We start from the raw sequence: 16,496 nt of genomic DNA on the forward strand, positions 1-16,496 counted from the left end.
CGGCCGTCGCAGGCACGATCGCGCCGCGGGCGACGGCTACGGTGCCCGCTTCGACGGCCGCGCCGTTCAGCGTCACGCCGGCTGCCTGGATCGCGGCCTGCGCGATGTCCCCTTGGCCCGTCAGCTTCGTGCCGGACGCCTCGCCCCCGATCGCGAGCGACGCGATGGAAGCTCCTGCCGCCACGTCAAGCTCGGCCGCCCGATTCAGCTTCGCGTTCTCGACCTTGGCGCCTTCGCCCAGCTCGATCTTCGACGGGCTGTCCGCGATCAGGCTTCGGATCTCGGTCGCTCCCCGCGCCGACAAGCGAACCCCGCCGTCCTGGCGGTTCACGCGAACTTCGCCCAGCTTCGAGCCGTTCAAGATAATCGGTTGGCCGCCGCCCCCGGATACGAAGGTGACGCCCTTGACCGTCACGTTGTTCAGCGTCGCTTCCCCGTCGCCGATCCCCGGCGCCAGGTAGAGATTGCCCTCGATGACGGCATCGCTCAGGACGACGCCGCTTCCGGCGACGATCGCGTGACCGGCGATCGTTCCGCCGGAGAATGTCCCCTTCTCCGCATAGAAGGCGGGCACGAGCTTGTCGATCAGGGAGACGGCTTCCGCCCGGGAGATCGGGCCGTCGGGGCGGAACGTGCCGTCCGAATATCCGCTGATCGCTCCCGAGAGCGCTTGCACGGACGCCAGCGCGTAAGCCCGAATCTGCTCCTTGTCCTTGAAGGTTAACGCACCGGCGTCTTCAGGCTGGCTGAGCTCGAGAGCTTGGGCCAGCAGGACGACCGCGTCCTGGCGGCTGATCTTGTCGGTCGGCTTCGCCAGGTTGCCGGGGAGCCCCTTGAAGTAGCCGGCTTGCCGAGCGATCGACAGGGCGTTCGCGTACCAGGCCGTCGCCGGGACGTCGTTGAAAGCGGTTGCGGATTGGGCCGAGAAGCCGAACAGATGGTTCACGATCGACACGAATTCGGCGCGCGTGATCTCGGCATCTGGGCGGAACGTATGGTCCGCGTAGCCGTGCACGAGACCGTAGCTCTCCCACTTCCGGAGGCTCTTCTCCGCCCAGTGGCCGGCGATGTCCCGCGCCCCGGTTCCGCTTGCGGCAGCCGGCGCGTTCTGCGCGGACGTCGCGGAAGCCGTCGCCTCGGCGGATGCGGCCTGCGATACGCCCGGCGCGACCAGCGAGACGGTCAAAGCGGCCGACAGCGCCGTGCCCAGCCATTTCTTCGATTTGCTCATTTCGATCGGAGTCCTCCTTGGGATGATAGAGTAAGTAGAGCGCGGACATACGCGAAAAGCAGTCGATAGGATCGGCCGTCGGATCGGCCGAACCTTCCCCTTGCGGCGAGAACCGTCACCTCCAGCCGTAGCCCCTCGGGCGGGTGCCCGCGGCGGAATCCAAGAACAAGCCTCCGCCCCAAATGAAAGCGTTCTTAAAACGAGTTGTTAGGATTCTGCTAAATAAATCAACCTAACAACCTCACATCTCAATCCACATACTAGCACATCCGCATAACTCGTTCAATATTTAATCGCACTAATTTATCATTATTAACCTAATTTAATGATAACAAAATTTCGATTTCAACTCACATTCATTCGTGGAGTCGCAGGCAACAGAGGATAATAGGCGCGAGGAGCGGAACAAGGAATGGGGACGGGAAGCGGGATGTGTTCGAACTAACGTTTCTTCCGTTGCAGCGCCGATTCCGCACAGTGGCTGCTCTCTAACGGACGAATCGTCCGTTGCATCGCCTCGTTGACGATAGGAGGAAGAACTAACTAACGTTTCTTCCGTTACAGCCTCGCATCCGTCATTTTCGAGCTCTAACGAACAGTAAAATACTTGTTTTTTTCGAGTAATAGGGGCCGTGAGTTCCGTTCGCTCCCGGATGGAGAATCGGACATTGGTTTGACGGGGATTGAATTTGGTTTGACGTTGGTTTGACGATGCTTTTGTGATGGTTTCGCGATGGTTTGACGATGGCTTGGCATGGTTGGCGATAGTGGTGATGGTGGTGATGGTGGCGATGGTGGCGATGGTGGCGATGGTTTGGAAGAGGCAGAGGGCAGGACGATGACTGCGCGAGGGATTGGCCGGGTAGCCGCATGGGCGATCGTATGATAAATCGAACAGACGAGGAGAATCAGCGGAGGTTCGGCCCGCAATAAAGCCCGCGCAAACGCCAAAAAAAACCCGGCGCCCAAATCGGCGCCAGGTATCGGGCTAACGCGAATATGAAAGTCGAGAGCTCAGCTCCGCCCCGCCTCGGCCAGCCGGAATTCCCCGCTCCGGGGACGCGCCAGCCCGAGATGGTCGCGCAGCGTCGAACCGGCGTAATCCTCCCGGAACAACCCCCGGCGCTGCAGAATCGGAACGACCTGATCGACGAACTCGTCGAGATCGCCGGGAAGCACCGGCGGCATAATGTTGAAGCCGTCGCAGCCGTAGCTGTCGAACCAGCTCTCCATCAAGTCGGCGAGCCGCTCGGGCGTCCCGACGAATTGCAGGTGGCCCCGCGCGCCGATGAGTCTTCTTCCGAGCTCGAGAATCGACAGATTGTCCTTGCGCGCCATATTCATGACGAGCTGCACCCGGCTCTTCATGCCGTTGGACGCCTCCACCGGATCGGGAATGTCGGGAAGCGGGCCGTCCGCGGGATAGCCGGACAAGTCGTAGTTCAGGAAGCCGGACAGCATGGCGGACGCTTCCTCGGGACGGACGAGCTCGAGCAGCTCCCTCTCCCGCCGGCGAGCCTCCTCCTCGGTGGAGCCGAGAATCGGCGAGAGGCCCGGCATGATTTTCAGGCTTCCCGGCGCTCTTCCCCGTTCGGCCAGCTTGGCGTTCAGCGCCCGGTAGAACGACTGGGCCGCCTCCAGCGACTGCTGGGCCGTGAAGACGACCTCGCCGAAGCTTGCCGCGAAGTCCTGGCCCGGGCCCGAGGAGCCCGCCTGGATGAGGACCGGGTACCCTTGCGGAGGACGCGGCACGTTCAGCGGACCGGCCGAGGAATACCATCTCCCCCGGTAATCGACGGCCCGCAGCTTGGATTCGTCGGCGAAGACGCCCGCTTCGCGGTCCATGACGAGCGCGTCGTCGTCCCAGCTGTCCCACAGCCTCGTCGCGACGTCCACGAATTCCCGCGCCATCTCGTAGCGGAGCGAATGCTCGGGATGCTTGTCGCGGCCGAAGTTGCGGGCTTCGGTATCGGTCTGGGACGTGACGATGTTCCAACCCGCCCGTCCTCCGCTAATATGATCGAGAGTGGCGAACCTGCGGGCGGCGTCGTACGGGGTGTTGTAGGTCGTCGACAGGGTGGCCGTCAGCCCGATCTTCTCCGTCGCCGCGGATAGGGCGGACAGCAGCGAGATCGGATCGAGCATCCCGGCCGCCGCCCGGCCCGGATAGATCAAGTGCAGCAGGTCCGCGAGGAAAATCATGTCGAACTTGCCCCGCTCCGCCGTCCGGGCCATGCGCTTGTAGTTCTCGACGTCGAACATCTTCTCGACGCCGGAATCGGCGCGCCTCCAGCCCGCGTGATGATGCCCCGTGAAGTACAGGAACGCTCCGAGATGAAGCTGGTCTTGCCGTTGTCGGCTCATCGGAATGCCGCCTCCCTATTGGATTCTTTTCTAACCCTTATAGCTGCTCCGCCACCCCAGCCACCGCTTCTCGAGCAGCCGCACGCCCGAATCGGACAGCTTCCCGACCAAGGCGAACAGGCCGATGCCGACGAAGACGATGTCCGTCTGCGAATAGACTCTGGCATCCTGAATCAGGTAGCCGATGCCGGAGCTCGCTCCCATCATCTCGGCGACCGCGAGCAGCAGCCACGACACGCCGACCGAGAGCCGAATGCCGAGCAGAACGTTCGGGAGCGCCGACGGCAGAATGAGCTTCGTCGCCTGCTGCAGGGCCGAGAATTCCAGCGCCTTCGTTACCTCGTGCAGCTTCCGGTCCGCGCTGCGCACCCCGAGGAACGTATGGAAGTAGACCGGGAAGAACGCCCCTAGCGAGATGAGCAGAATTTTGGAAAATTCGCCGACCCCGAACCACAGAATGAACAGGGGAATCACGGCCAGAAGCGGCACGGTGCGCAGCATCTGGACGGTCGGATCGAGCGTTCGCTCGACCCACTTGCCGAGGCCTGTGAACAGGCCGAGCAGCAGCCCGGTCGCTCCCCCGAGCAGGAAGCCGCCGCCCGCGCGAACGAAGCTCGCCCCGATGTGTCTCGCCAGCTCCCCGCTCGCGACGAGACTCCAGAACGCTTGCGCGATCCTGGAAGGCGCCGGGAGCGCCGATTCCGAGACGAGCCCGAGCGCCGATCCAAGCTCCCACGCGGCCAGGACGAGAAGCGGCACGATCCAGCCGTGCGCCCAGCCCGGGAGCGCCTTCCGCCTCTCCCGAACGCCGGCTCCTTCGACCGGGACCGGCGCTGCTTGAACGGCAGCCGCGGCCGACGGCAAGCGGACGCCCCCCGTTGCCGAGGCCTCTTCGGCGGCGCCCGCTCCCGGCCCCGCGCTTCGGCTAGCGGCCGAATAATCGCTCATGCCTATCCCTCCCCTCGCACGGTATCCCGCCAGCCGAGCAGCTTCGCTTCGCCCAGCTTGACGAGCGTATCGGTCAGCTTCCCGACGGCGGCGAACACGATAATGCCGACGAAGATGACGGAAGTGAGCGAGAACGAGCGCGCGTCGTCGATAAGGTAGCCGATGCCGGAGCTGGACCCCATCAGCTCCGCGACGACGAGCCCGAGCCAGCTGACGGCGATGGACAGCCGAACGCCGAGGAAGATCGAAGGCAGCGCGGACGGCAGGATCAGCTTGCGGATCGTCTGCCATCTCGTGAATTGCAGCACTCTCGCCACCTCGAAGAGCGGGTTGTCGACCGACCGGACGCCGAGGAACGTATTGACGTACAACGGGAAAAACGCCCCCTTGGCGATAAGCAAAATTTTGGACGTCTCCCCGAAGCCGAACCACAGAATGAACAGCGGCGCCACCGCCAGGTGCGGCAGCGTGCGCAGCAGCTGCAAGGACGGATCGAGCAATCTCTCCGTTCGCAGCGAGAACCCGACCCACAGCCCCGCCGCGAGGCCGAGCCCTCCTCCGATCAGGAAGCCGAGGAGCGCCCGCCGGGCCGAGACGCCGAGATGGCTCAGCAGCTCGCCGGACGCCAGCATGTCTCCGAACTCCGTCGCCACGTCCTTGGGAGGAGGGACGAGCACCGCGTTGACCCAGCCGCGCGAAGACGCGAGCTGCCACAGGATCAGTATCGACACGGGAAGCAGCATGCCGACCAGCGCGTTAACGATACGAACGGACGAAGCGGTCCTCGTCGGTCTCATTCTTCCCGCCTCACTTCGCGGCTTCGGCCGCCGATTGTGCCAGAGCTTCGGTGATGTATTGGTTGTCGAAAACCTTCGACACGTCGATCTTGTTCTTGATCGTTCCGATGGCGAATTGGAAGTCCGCCGTCTTCTGCTGGTCGGCTATCGTCTCGTCGCTGACCGGAGTGTTGATCGTTTTCGACCGTTCCTGCACGCCCTTCATGACGTCGACCGGCACCTTGCGTTCGTCCGCGTACCGCTGCAGCGCCTCGTCCTTGTGGCTCTCCTCCCACAGGCGGGCCTGCTCCTGCACCTTCAGGTAGAGGGTGACAAGCTCCGGATACTCCTTGGCGAAGCCGCCTCTAACGAGCTGGAAGGACGGGGATAGAATGCCCGTGCTCTGGCCGTCGGCGAGCACGCGGGCTTTGCCGGTCAGCGTGTTGAGCGTGATGTACGGATCCCAGACGGCCCAGGCGTCGACCTTGCCGGCTTCGAACGAAGGCTGCGTCTCGTCGGGGGCGAGCTGGATGATCTGCAGATCGGAGTCCTTGAGCCCTTCCTTGTCCAGAACCCGGTACAGGAAGTTGAAGGCGTTGCTGCCTTTGGTCACCGCCACCTTCTTGCCCTTCAAGTCGGCGATGGATTGGATCGCGCTGTCCTTCGGAACGATGATGGCGACGTTGTTCGTGCCTTGCAGCACCTGCGAGATAATCTTGAAGTCGACGCCCGCCGATTGGGCCGCGACCGGAGGCATGTTGCCCATGCCCGCGAAGTCGAGATGGTCGGAAGCCATCGCTTCGACCTCCGGCGGGCCGCTCTGGAACTCGAACCATTGCACCTTCGCGCCTACGGCTTCGAACGCGTCTTCGAACCAGCGGGCTTCCTGCGCTTTGCCGAACAGCCCGCCCTTGCCTTGTACGCCGATGCGGACGGTCACCCCGTCGTACTTCTTGCCGCCTTCGCCGCCGGCATCCGAAGCGGACGCCGATGCCGAAGCGGATGAAGATGCTCCCGAAGGCGCCGATTCGCCGTTCTTCTCCCCGCCGCCGGATTTGCCGCCGCAGGCGGCGACGGTCAGCGCGAACGCCAGCACCGCCGCGATGGATAACAACCTCTTTTTCACATCTCTCTCTCCCTTGTCCTTGAAGAATCCAACGAATTCAGATGCCTGCCCCGACGTCGACCGCGGGCCCCTTCTCGACCTTCTCGAACTCGCCGAGCACGAGAGCCCGAAGCTCCTGGAACGAGGCGCCGGTCCGGCTGCGCGGATAGGGCAGGTCGATGTCGAGCACGCTGCGGATATGGCCCGGGCGCGGGTTCATGACGACGACCCGCTGGCCGAGGAACACCGCTTCGTCGAGATCGTGCGTGACGAACAGCATCGTCGTCTTGCTGCGCTGCCAGATGTCGAGCAGCACTTCCTGCATGTGCGAGCGGGTGAACGCGTCGAGCGCCCCGAACGGCTCGTCGAGCAGCAGGATGTCCGGGTTCCGCAGAAGCGCCCGGGCGATCGCGACCCGCTGGGCCATTCCGCCGGACAGCTCGCGCGGATACGCCTTCTCGAACCCTTGAAGCCGCACGAGCTCGAGCAGCTCGCCGACGCGCTTCCTCACCTCCGGATTGCGGAGGGAGAGGTTGGCGGCGACGTTCTTCTCGACGGTCAGCCAGGGGAACAGACGAGGCTCTTGGAAAATAACGCCCTTATCGATGCCCGGCCCGCCGATTCTCTCCCCGTTCAGCTTGACGGAGCCTTCGTAGACGGTGTCGAGCCCCGCGACGATCTTCAGCAGCGTGCTCTTCCCGCAGCCGCTCGGACCGATGAAGGTGACGAATTCCCCTCGCCCGACCGTTAGCCGGATATCCCGCAGCGCGACGACCGGCCCGGAAGGGGCGGCGAAGGTTTTGTTCAGGCTCTCGATCTCCAGCATGGCATTCCGACGCCTCTCTTCGCATAAATTAATTATTCTTACCCGATTACTAGGTAATTAAGGCATAAAAAAGAGACCTGCCTCTTGCGCACGGATAGAAAGGGAGGACGACAAAGCCCGGCTCCGGGCTCCCCCATTCTGGTGCGTCTCGCAAATCTCCAGCGGTCTGGTCGATTGTCGATGGTACGCTCCACAAACCGAATCCTCGCTCGGTTTGTATTGACGCTATCATAGCAGACCCTTCTTCGCGCTGTCAACCCATTATTCCGTCTTCTCGGATCGGAAATAAGAGACGACTCGTTCGGCGCGAAGCGCCACCGGAACGCGAATGCCCGGCACCTGCTGCAGGACGAGGCCCTGCATGAAGCTGACGAAGTACATGGCGTGCTCGAGCGGGTCTCCGTCCCTTAGCGTCCCTTCCCGGATCCCCTGCTCGAAGATGGCCGCGAGCGGAGTCAGGTTGGCCGCGAACCGGCCGGTGATCGCCTCTCTCTCCTCGGGCGAGGTGAGCTCCGACATCCGCGAGCTGACGAGCAGGATCGTCTGCGTCCAGACGTTGTCCGCCGCGAGCCACGCCTTCGACAGCTTGAGCAGCTTCTCGACGGCGGTTCCGTTCTCCGCCGCCAATTCGGCGACGAGCTTGCCGTAGCCGACCTGTCCCCTCTTGAGCAGGGCGGAGAAGATCTCTTCCTTGGAGGTAAAGTAATGGTAAATATTGCCGATGCTGATCTTCGCCTCGGCCGCGATGTCGTTGATGCCGGCGGAGCCGATGCCCTTGACGGCCATCACTTCCCGGGCGGCGTCCAGAATCTGATCGATTCGCCGTTCCCTCATTTGCAAGTCTCGTTCCGCGTTTCTCGGGGACATTCCCTAGCCTCCTCTTCTATCGCCAACCATTATAGCAGAGGCGGGCCTCGTCCGCCGCAAGCCCCCTCATCGTTTACCCCCCGGCCTCTGTGGTATAATGAAATATTAATAATATCGCGCTTCAGACCGGGCGGGGAAGGAACCGAGAATGAGCCGTTCGCTATCGCTTCAGCAGATCAAGCTGCTGTGCGGGCAGGAATCGTACGATCGTGGACTTAGATATGTCGAAGCCCACCGGGTCATGCCGGTGGACGGAAGCGAAGGGCAGCGCCGTCACGAGGCCTACGTATGGGGCAGCGAGCGCCATAGCGTCCGGATTCTCATGGACGATGCCGGCGTCGAGGACGCCCGTTGCGATTGTTCCGCCCGCCATTCCCAATATTACTGCGAGCATATCGCCGCCGTCCTGATCCACCTCTACAACCTCCAGGAGGAGCGGGAGCCGAAGCCCGCCGCCCCGGCGGCGCCTGCGCGGCCCGCGGAGCCGACGTTCTCGAGCCGCGACGTCCAGTTCGCGAAGAACATCATCTCTCTCTTCGACAACGTCCCGCTCCCCCCGAACGGCGCCGAAGAAGCGCCCTCCGGCGGACAGTCGCTGCTCGACGTCGAATACACGTGCAAGCCCGTCACCGACATCAGCCGCTCCCCCCTGTTCGCCGTGGAGATGAAGGTCGGCCCGAAGCGGCTGTACGTCGTGCAGAAGATCAAGGAGTTCCTCGGAAGGGTCGAGAATCAGCTTCCGTTCGCGTTCGCCAAGCTGTTCACCTACGATCCGGCCCAGTACGCGTTCAAGCCCGAGGACCAGGCGATCCTGCGGCGGCTGATCCATATCGCGCACAGCGAGGCCGCCTACCGCGACGCGTTCCGAGGCGCCAGCGGCTCCGCCTATTCGCTGCAGCAGGACCGGATGCTCATCCTCCCTCCGCTTGCTTGGGAGGAATTGCTTCCCCTTTTCCAACAGGCCAACGCCAAGTTCGAGCAGGGAATGCGGACCGCCGACTCCATCCGGATCTCGGACGAACCGCTTCCGCTGTACTTCGAGATCAACCAGGCGCACGGGGACGGCTACCAGCTGGACATGATGGGCCTCGACCGTATGCTCGTCATGGACAATTACGGCTGCGTCGCCGCGGATTGCGTCCTGTACCGGGTGGACGAAGCTTCGATGCGGCGTCTGGACGAATTGAAGAAGATGTTCGCCTACAAGCCGACGAAGCAGGTGCTCATCCCGCCCGGCCAGATCGAGCCGTTCATGGACCGCGTCATTCCCGGCCTGCGCAAGATCGGCACCGTCGAGATCGCCCAGGCGATCTCCGACCGCATCGTCAGCCCGCCCCTGGAGGCCCGCCTCGACCTCGACTGGGTGAACGGAAGGCTGCTCGCCCGTCTCTCGTACGTCTACGGAGACATCCGGATCGACCCGATGAAGCCGGACGGAGGGCGCCGCAGCGTGGCCGACGGCCGCATCCTGCTCCGCGACGTGGAGCGGGAAGGGAAGATCATGGCGCTGATCGAACGCGCGGACTTCAAATATAATGGCAGCGATCTGTACCTGGACGACGAGGAGGAGCTGTATCGCTTCCAGTTCCGGCTGCTGCCCCAGTTGGAGAAGCTGGCCCATGTGTCTTCCACGGCGGCGATGAGAGAGGAGCTTCTGCGCCCGATCGCGCCTCCGCGGCTGACGATCGACGTCGATTCCCATACCCGGTGGCTGGAGGTTCGCTTCGACATGGCGGGCATCGACGAGGAGGAGATCCGGGACATTCTGCGTACGCTCGTCGAGAAGAAGTCCTACTACCGGCTGCAATCCGGGGCGTTCCTGTCCCTCGAGGACGAGGGGTTCCGGGAGATCGCGCGCCTGATGGACGAGATGGAGGTGCGCCGAAGCGAGATCAAGGGCTCGCGGCTCGATCTGTCGGTCGTGAGGGGGCTGTCCCTCGCGGACGTCGGCGCGAGAGGGCACGCGGTCAAGTTCGGGCGGGCGCTGCGCCAGCTGCTCGAGAACATGCGCAACCCGGACAATCTCGACTTCGCCGTGCCCGAGCCGCTGGCGCCGATTCTGCGCGAATACCAGAAGCTCGGCTTCCAATGGATGAAGACGCTCGCCCATTACGGCTTCGGGGGCATTCTCGCGGACGACATGGGCCTGGGGAAAACGCTGCAGAGCATCGCCTTCATCGACTCGGTCCGCGAAGAGCTGCGCGAATCCGGCCTCCCGGCTCTCATCGTCTCCCCCGCTTCCCTGCTCTACAACTGGAAGAACGAGATCGCGAAGTTCGCCCCCGGCCTGAACGCGGTCATCGCCGCGGGCCAGAAGCAGGAGCGCAGCGGCATTCTCGAGGATCTCGGCAGCGTCGACGTGCTGATCACCTCGTATCCGCTGCTTCGCCGCGACATGGAGCTGTACGCGAACCAGCGGTTCCATACGCTTATTCTCGACGAAGCGCAGGCGATCAAGAACCACGCGACGCAGACGGCCCAAGCGGTAAAGCTGCTTCGCGCCGGGCACCGGTTCGCGCTGACCGGAACGCCGATCGAGAACTCGCTCGAGGAGCTGTGGTCGCTGTTCGACGCCGTCTTCCCCGAGCTGTTCGCGAGCAAGCGGGCGTTCGCGGAGCTGTCCCGCGAAGCGATCGCGAAGCGCGTCCGGCCGTTCATCCTGCGCCGGATGAAGAGCGACGTGCTCAAGGAGCTGCCGGACAAGATCGAGACGCTCCAGCTGTCCGAGCTGACCGACGAGCAGAAGAAGCTGTACGTCGCGTACTTGACCCGCTTGCAGGCCGAGACGAAGCTGAGCCTCGAGACGGAAGGCTTCCAGAAGAGCCGGATGAAGATTCTCGCCGGCCTCACCCGGCTGCGCCAACTGTGCTGCCACCCCTCGCTGTTCGTCGAGAACTACGAAGGAGACTCGGGCAAGCTGGAGCAGCTGCTCGAGATTGTGGACGAAGCGATCGGTTCGGGCAAGCGGATGCTTATTTTCTCCCAGTTCACGTCCATGCTCGGCTTGGTCCGGGAGGAACTGGCCCTGCGCGGGCGCACCTGCTTCTATCTCGACGGGCAGACCCCGTCGCAGGAGCGGGTCGAGCTGTGCCGCCGGTACAACGAAGGGGAGCAGGACATCTTCCTGATCTCGCTGCGCGCGGGAGGCACCGGCCTCAACCTGACCGGGGCGGACACGGTCATCCTGTACGACCTGTGGTGGAACCCGGCCGTCGAGCAGCAGGCGGCGGACCGCGCGCACCGGATCGGCCAGAAGAAGGTCGTGCAGGTCATCCGGCTCGTCACCCAAGGGACGATCGAGGAGAAGATGGTCGAGTTGCAGAAGCGCAAGCAAGACCTCATCGCCGAGGTCATCCAGCCGGGCGAGGAAGCCTTGTCCGCCATCACGGAGCAGGAGATCCGCGAACTGCTTATGATCTAAGGGCCGGGTGCCCGGACCCCGGAGCGCGTCCGGGCCGGATGCTTGCACGCGACCTCACGACACGCTCCCAATGCCGATTTTTTCGGCATTCACGCCTGCACGCGGCCTCCGACACGCTCCCAATGCCGATTTTTTCGGCATTCACGCTTACACGCGGCCTCCGCCATGCTCCCAATGCCGAATTTTTCGGCATTCACGCTTGCGCGCAGCCTCCGCCATGCTCCCAATGCCGAATTTTTCGGCATTCGCGCTTGCGCGCAGCCTCCGCCATGCTCCCAATGCCGATTTTTTCGGCATTCGCGCTTGCACGCAGCCTCTGTCATGCTCCCAGTGCCGAACTTTTCGGCATTCGCGCCTGCACGCAGCCCCTGCCATGCTCCCAATGCCGAATTTTTCGGCATTCACGCATATTCGTCCCCGGGTCGCGCCGGCTAACGAATCGAGGAGACGCTATTCCGCGGAAAATGAAGGATTTTCGATCCTAACGAATCGTATAAGCGCTATTTCGTCCCGAAAGCCCCCTTTTCCCACGTTTGGCCGCAAATAAGGTCGCTGGAGTTCGTTAGATTTTCAAAAGGGGCTTTTGACGCTAAATAGCGTTTCCTGGGTTCGTTGGAGAGATCGGGGCCTATGACCCGGAACCCTGCGATTCCAATTCCAACTCCAATTCCAATTCCGATTGCAATCATGAGCGATGAACGAGACTTCCATGTCTCCATATCCCAAGAATTCGGTTAGTACAGCGGTGTTTCGTAGAAAAGAAGCCAAGGGAAGCTCCCCGAGGAGCGAATCCCTTGGCTTCTTGTCGGATGCCGGTTGCTTACGGCGTCGTCGTCGGGGCGGGGGTCGCCGCAGCCGGCGCGGCCGTCGACGGGGTCGTTGCCGACGGAGCCGGCGCCGCCGGAGTCGAGGCAGCCGGCGCCGGAGCCTCCTCCTCCTCGACGGGCGGAACGTACGTCCACTTCGCGACGAACGAGCCCTTGGCGTCGATCAGCCCTTCGACGTCGCCCTTGACCGCGCGGGCCAGGCCGCCGGAGAAGTCGTCCGCCTGGTCGAACTGCGGCGGAATGACGACTTCCCCTTTTCGATTAATGAATCCGGTCTTGCCGCCCTCGGAGAACGCCGCCAGCCCTTCGCTGAAGTTGCCCGCGTCCTCGTAGCCGGTCGCCAGTACGACCTTGCCCGTCCTGTCGATGTAATGGATCGTGCCGTCGATCTCGACCGCCGCGACCCCGTCGCTGAACGGGAACGCCTTCGCGTATTGCGCCGGAATCGCGAATTCGCCCTTCTCGTTCAGATAGCCGAACACGCCCTCCGACTGGTCGACCGTCTCGCCCGGCGTGTTGATCAGCGTCTGCACGAGCGCGAGTCCGCCCTGGAAGTCGGACACGTTCTGGTAGATCGGCTGAATCACGAGCTTGCCTGTCTTGTCGATGAAGCCGTAGCTGCCCCCGACCTGAACGGCCGCCAGCCCGCCCGAGAAGTAGAACGCGTCCTCGTACTGAGCCGGAACGGCCAGCTTGCCGGTCTTGTCGATGTAGCCGAAGCTCTCGCCGGAGCGGACGAGCGCCAGCCCCTCGGAGAAATCGTACAGCTCGTCGTACGAGGGAGTCAGCACGACCTTGCCGGTCTTGTCGATGTAGGAGGACTTGCCGTCCTTCTCGACGAGCGCGAGACCATCCGAGAAATCGTACGCCTCCGAGAACTGCGGCTCGATCGCCAGCCGGCCGTCCCGGTCCGCGTAGCCGTACAGATCGCCCTGCTTCACGCGGGCCAGCCCTTCGCTGAAGTCGCCCGCTTCGCCGTCCACCGTCAGGACGCTCTCGCCGAAGCGGTTCAGATACGCGGTCTTGCCGTCCTTGGCGTAGGCCCGAAGCCGGGATTGAACCTCGTACGACGAGGAGGCCCCGTTCCAGGAGAGCGCGGCGCCGAACGCTTCGGCGACGAAGCGGGCCGGAACCCACGGCGCGCCGCCGATCAGCTCCGGAGCCGCGGCGAGAACAGCCTTCTCGCCGTTGACCTTGGCCGTCTTGGAGCCGACTTGCAGGATGACGACTCGCGAGCCTTGCTTGAGCGTAGCCGTCTTGGACGCTGCGTCGTAATGGGCCGTCGCGCGGAGGGCAGACGCGAATTCGGCCAGCGGAGCGAGCGCCGTTCCGTTCTTCGCGACCGGCGTCCAGCCGTCTTGGCGGACGCCGTCAACGGAGACGGTGACGGCGGCGGAAGCGGAGACGGCGATGGGGACGGAGGCGGCGGAAGCGGGTTGGGCGCCGCCCGCGGCCAGCGCGGACGGAGCGAGCCCGAACGCGGCAGCCTGAACGCCGATGGCGGCCGTCAACGTCAGTTGGAGCAGGCGTTGCTTCGGTTTGCGGTTATCGGACATGGCCTTGTACCACCTTTATCTGGAATGAAGGATCGTCGGGCCTGTCGGCCCGGGATCGATTACTTCTTGGTATAGATCTTGTCGAAGGTGCCGCCGTCCGCGAAGTGGGTCGCCTGCGCCTTATCCCAGCCGCCGAAGTCCTTGATCGTCACCAGGTTGAGCTTCGGGAATTGCTTCTCGAATTCCTTGGCCACCTTCGGGTTGATCGGGCGGTAGTAGTTCTGGGCCGCGATCCGCTGGCCTTCTTCGGTATACAGATAATCGAGGTAGGCGGTGGCGACTTCGCGGGTGTCGTGCTTCTTCACGTTCTTGGTGACGACCGCGACCGTCGGCTCGGCCAGAATGCTGAGCGAAGGCGTGACGATCTCGAACTTGTCGCCGTATTCCTTCTTCGCCAGGTACGCTTCGTTCTCCCAGGCGAGCAGCACGTCGCCGATGCCCTTCTCGACGAACGTCGTCGTCGATCCCCGCGCGCCGGTGTCGAGCACCGGAACGTTCTCGAACAGCTTCTTGAGGAACTCCTTCGCCTTGTCCTCGCTATTGTTATTGTGCTTGAGAGCGTACGCCCATGCGGCCAGGTAGTTCCAGCGGGCGCCGCCGGACGTCTTCGGGTTCGGGGTGATGACGGAGACGTCGGACTTGATCAGATCGTCCCAGTCCTTGATCTTCTTCGGATTGCCCTTGCGGACGAGGAACACGATCGTCGACTTGTAGGGAGCGCTGTTGTTCGCCAGCCGCTTCTGCCAGCCCGGGTCGATGAGCCCCTTCTTCTCGATGGCGGTCACGTCGTATTCGAGCGCCAGCGTGACGACGTCGGCCTGCAGGCCGTCGATGACCGCGCGGGCCTGGGCTCCCGAGCCGCCGTGCGATTGCTTGATCGTGACGGACTGTCCGGTCTTCTTCTTCCAATACTTCGCGAACGCGGCGTTGTAGGCGACGTAGAGCTCGCGGGTCGGGTCGTACGAGACGTTGAGCAGAGTGACGCTTTTCTTCTCCTGCTTCTTGGTTACCGCCGCGAAGGCGCTGGACGCCGTCAGCGAGAGAGCCAGGACGATCAGGACGAACACGCGAATCGATTTGATCATAGCTTCGATCTCCCTTTTATGGATAATGTGGTGGGCATCGGGAACGCCAAAGAGGCCACGATCGAGAGCGGGGAGAGCCGTCCGGGGAGGACAAGCGGCTTCGTCCGTTCGTATCGCGGCCTCCGGCGTTCCGGTCGGCTGGCGCATTTTGGATGTGCTAATCATAAGTTACAGAATTCCTACCTGTCAACTATGTTTATTTACTTGTTTTTAACATTTTTCTGTTGACGCTCCGCCAGGCCGTTGCTACAATTTCAGCGTTAACCCTATTTTTCCAATCGGATTTATCGAATCCATGTCTAAGGGGCGTATCCACTATGAGAAAAAGAAATAGAACCGGCTTCGCGGCCGCCGCCATCCTCTCCCTGTCCATCGCGATCGCGGGCTGCTCGTCCTCCGGCGGCGGAGCCTCCTCCTCGTCCGAGCCTTCCGAATCGGCCTCGCCGTCCTCGGATTACAGCAAGCCCGTCGACCTTCTTCTGGCCGCGACCGACGGAACGGACGAACTGTACAAGGAATTGAACGCGGACTTCATCGCTTATTGGAACGAGCGGACGGGACAGGAAGTCTCCGTCCACACCTCCGTCGGCCCCTCCTCCAAGCAGAAGGACGCGATCAATTCGGGCGAGCTGAAGGCGGACCTCGCCGTTCTCGGCGTCGGCACCGACATCGACGACATCCAGGCGAAGGGGCTCGTCGGGGAAGGCTGGCAGCAGCGCTACGATTACATCAGCTCCCCCTTCTTCACGGCGGTCGCGTTCGCCGTCCGCAAGGGCAACCCGAAGGGGATCCGGGAGTGGGAGGACCTGGCCAAGCCCGGCATCGGGATCGTAGCCGCCGATCCCCATACCTACAGCGACGCGCGCTGGAGCTACGCCGGCGCTTGGGCGTACGCCCTGGACAAGGAAGGGGACGAGGAGAAGGCGAAGGCGTTCGTCCGGTCGGTCTACGCGAACGCGCCCGGGCTCGACGCGGACGACGCGGCTTCCCAAGCCCGGTTCATCGACCAAGGCGTCGGCGACGTCTGGATCACGACCGAAGCGCAAGCCCGGCGGCTCGCGGAGTCGTCCGCCCAAGGCAAGATCGAAGTCGTCGTCCCATCCGTCACGCTGACCGTCGAGCCGATCGTCTCGGTCATCGACAAGAACGCCGACGCGAAGGGAGTGCGCGAGGCGGCGAACGGGTACGCGGACTACCTGTTCACCGAGAGGGCGCAGACGATCGCTTCCGAGCATTTCTACCGCTCCCGGTACGCCTCCATCGCCGAGCAATTCGCCGACCGGTTCCCCGAGACGACGCTGCTGACGGTAGACGGCAACTTGAGCGGCTGGGAGGATCTGAACAGCGTTCACTTCGCGGAGGGCGGCCTGTTCGATCAACTGGCCGGAGGTTTGAAGTCCGCCGGATCGTAACGGCGCCCACAAGCACGAATCGAAATATTCCGGGATAGGCCTCGCCAGCGAATTGGACATTCTAGAGTAAAGGGCTGA

At 63.1% G+C, this 16,496-nt stretch carries 11 protein-coding genes; 2 read left to right on the plus strand and 9 right to left on the minus strand.

Features of this window, described 5'->3' with window-relative positions:
- The 7 genes from H7B90_RS31360 to H7B90_RS31390 form a co-directional block, all read right to left on the minus strand.
- A partial coding sequence (locus H7B90_RS31360) for an S-layer homology domain-containing protein (protein ID WP_185139846.1) occupies positions 1-1,231 on the minus strand: 1,231 nt, incomplete at its 3' end.
- Positions 1,232-2,245: 1,014 nt separating this feature from the next.
- Positions 2,246-3,595, minus strand: coding sequence for an LLM class flavin-dependent oxidoreductase (locus tag H7B90_RS31365; protein WP_185139847.1), 1,350 nt, complete (start codon positions 3,593-3,595; stop codon positions 2,246-2,248).
- Positions 3,596-3,625: 30 nt separating this feature from the next.
- The gene (locus H7B90_RS31370) at positions 3,626-4,459 is read right to left on the minus strand and encodes an ABC transporter permease (RefSeq protein WP_373315935.1); all 834 of its coding nucleotides are present in this window, start codon (positions 4,457-4,459) and stop codon (positions 3,626-3,628) included.
- 86 nt (positions 4,460-4,545) lie between these two features.
- Positions 4,546-5,340, minus strand: coding sequence for an ABC transporter permease (locus H7B90_RS31375; RefSeq protein WP_185139849.1), 795 nt, complete (start codon positions 5,338-5,340; stop codon positions 4,546-4,548).
- Positions 5,341-5,350: 10 nt separating this feature from the next.
- The gene (locus H7B90_RS31380; protein ID WP_246578585.1) at positions 5,351-6,445 is read right to left on the minus strand and encodes an aliphatic sulfonate ABC transporter substrate-binding protein; all 1,095 of its coding nucleotides are present in this window, start codon (positions 6,443-6,445) and stop codon (positions 5,351-5,353) included.
- Between the two features lie 37 nt (positions 6,446-6,482).
- Positions 6,483-7,250 carry an ABC transporter ATP-binding protein gene (locus H7B90_RS31385; protein WP_185139850.1) on the minus strand — a complete coding sequence of 256 codons (768 nt, stop codon included), beginning with the start codon at positions 7,248-7,250 and terminating at the stop codon, positions 6,483-6,485.
- Positions 7,251-7,511: 261 nt separating this feature from the next.
- Positions 7,512-8,117 carry a TetR/AcrR family transcriptional regulator gene (locus H7B90_RS31390; protein ID WP_185139851.1) on the minus strand — a complete coding sequence of 202 codons (606 nt, stop codon included), beginning with the start codon at positions 8,115-8,117 and terminating at the stop codon, positions 7,512-7,514.
- A gap of 148 nt (positions 8,118-8,265) precedes the next feature.
- On the opposite strand from H7B90_RS31390, the gene H7B90_RS31395 reads away from it, so the two are divergent.
- Positions 8,266-11,538: a DEAD/DEAH box helicase gene (locus tag H7B90_RS31395; RefSeq protein WP_185139852.1), complete on the plus strand. Its 3,273-nt coding sequence runs from the start codon at positions 8,266-8,268 to the stop codon at positions 11,536-11,538.
- Positions 11,539-12,358: 820 nt separating this feature from the next.
- Here H7B90_RS31395 and H7B90_RS31400 read toward each other — a convergent pair.
- Together H7B90_RS31400 and H7B90_RS31405 are read right to left on the minus strand one after the other, a co-directional pair.
- Positions 12,359-13,921, minus strand: a complete 1,563-nt coding sequence (locus tag H7B90_RS31400) for a WG repeat-containing protein (protein ID WP_185139853.1) — start codon at positions 13,919-13,921, stop codon at positions 12,359-12,361.
- A gap of 59 nt (positions 13,922-13,980) precedes the next feature.
- A complete protein-coding gene (locus tag H7B90_RS31405; protein WP_373315934.1) occupies positions 13,981-15,030 on the minus strand; it encodes a sulfate ABC transporter substrate-binding protein in 1,050 nt (349 codons plus the stop codon).
- 293 nt (positions 15,031-15,323) lie between these two features.
- On the opposite strand from H7B90_RS31405, the gene H7B90_RS31410 reads away from it, so the two are divergent.
- Complete coding sequence (locus tag H7B90_RS31410) at positions 15,324-16,418, plus strand: sulfate ABC transporter substrate-binding protein (RefSeq protein WP_185139855.1); 1,095 nt, start codon at positions 15,324-15,326, stop codon at positions 16,416-16,418.
- Positions 16,419-16,496: the final 78 nt, after the last annotated feature.

Origin of the sequence: Cohnella xylanilytica, from assembly GCF_014212175.1 — a bacterium.
GTDB classification, from domain to species: Bacteria; Bacillota; Bacilli; order Paenibacillales; family Paenibacillaceae; genus Cohnella; species Cohnella xylanilytica.

Coding starts and splice junctions, on each gene's coding strand:
- H7B90_RS31365 (WP_185139847.1), bottom strand. CDS start 3,595: ATGAGCCGACAACGGCAAGACCAGCTTCATCTCGGAGCGTTCCTGTAC.
- H7B90_RS31375 (WP_185139849.1), bottom strand. CDS start 5,340: ATGAGACCGACGAGGACCGCTTCGTCCGTTCGTATCGTTAACGCGCTG.
- H7B90_RS31385 (WP_185139850.1), bottom strand. CDS start 7,250: ATGCTGGAGATCGAGAGCCTGAACAAAACCTTCGCCGCCCCTTCCGGG.
- H7B90_RS31390 (WP_185139851.1), bottom strand. CDS start 8,117: ATGTCCCCGAGAAACGCGGAACGAGACTTGCAAATGAGGGAACGGCGA.
- H7B90_RS31395 (WP_185139852.1), top strand. CDS start 8,266: ATGAGCCGTTCGCTATCGCTTCAGCAGATCAAGCTGCTGTGCGGGCAG.
- H7B90_RS31400 (WP_185139853.1), bottom strand. CDS start 13,921: ATGTCCGATAACCGCAAACCGAAGCAACGCCTGCTCCAACTGACGTTG.
- H7B90_RS31410 (WP_185139855.1), top strand. CDS start 15,324: ATGAGAAAAAGAAATAGAACCGGCTTCGCGGCCGCCGCCATCCTCTCC.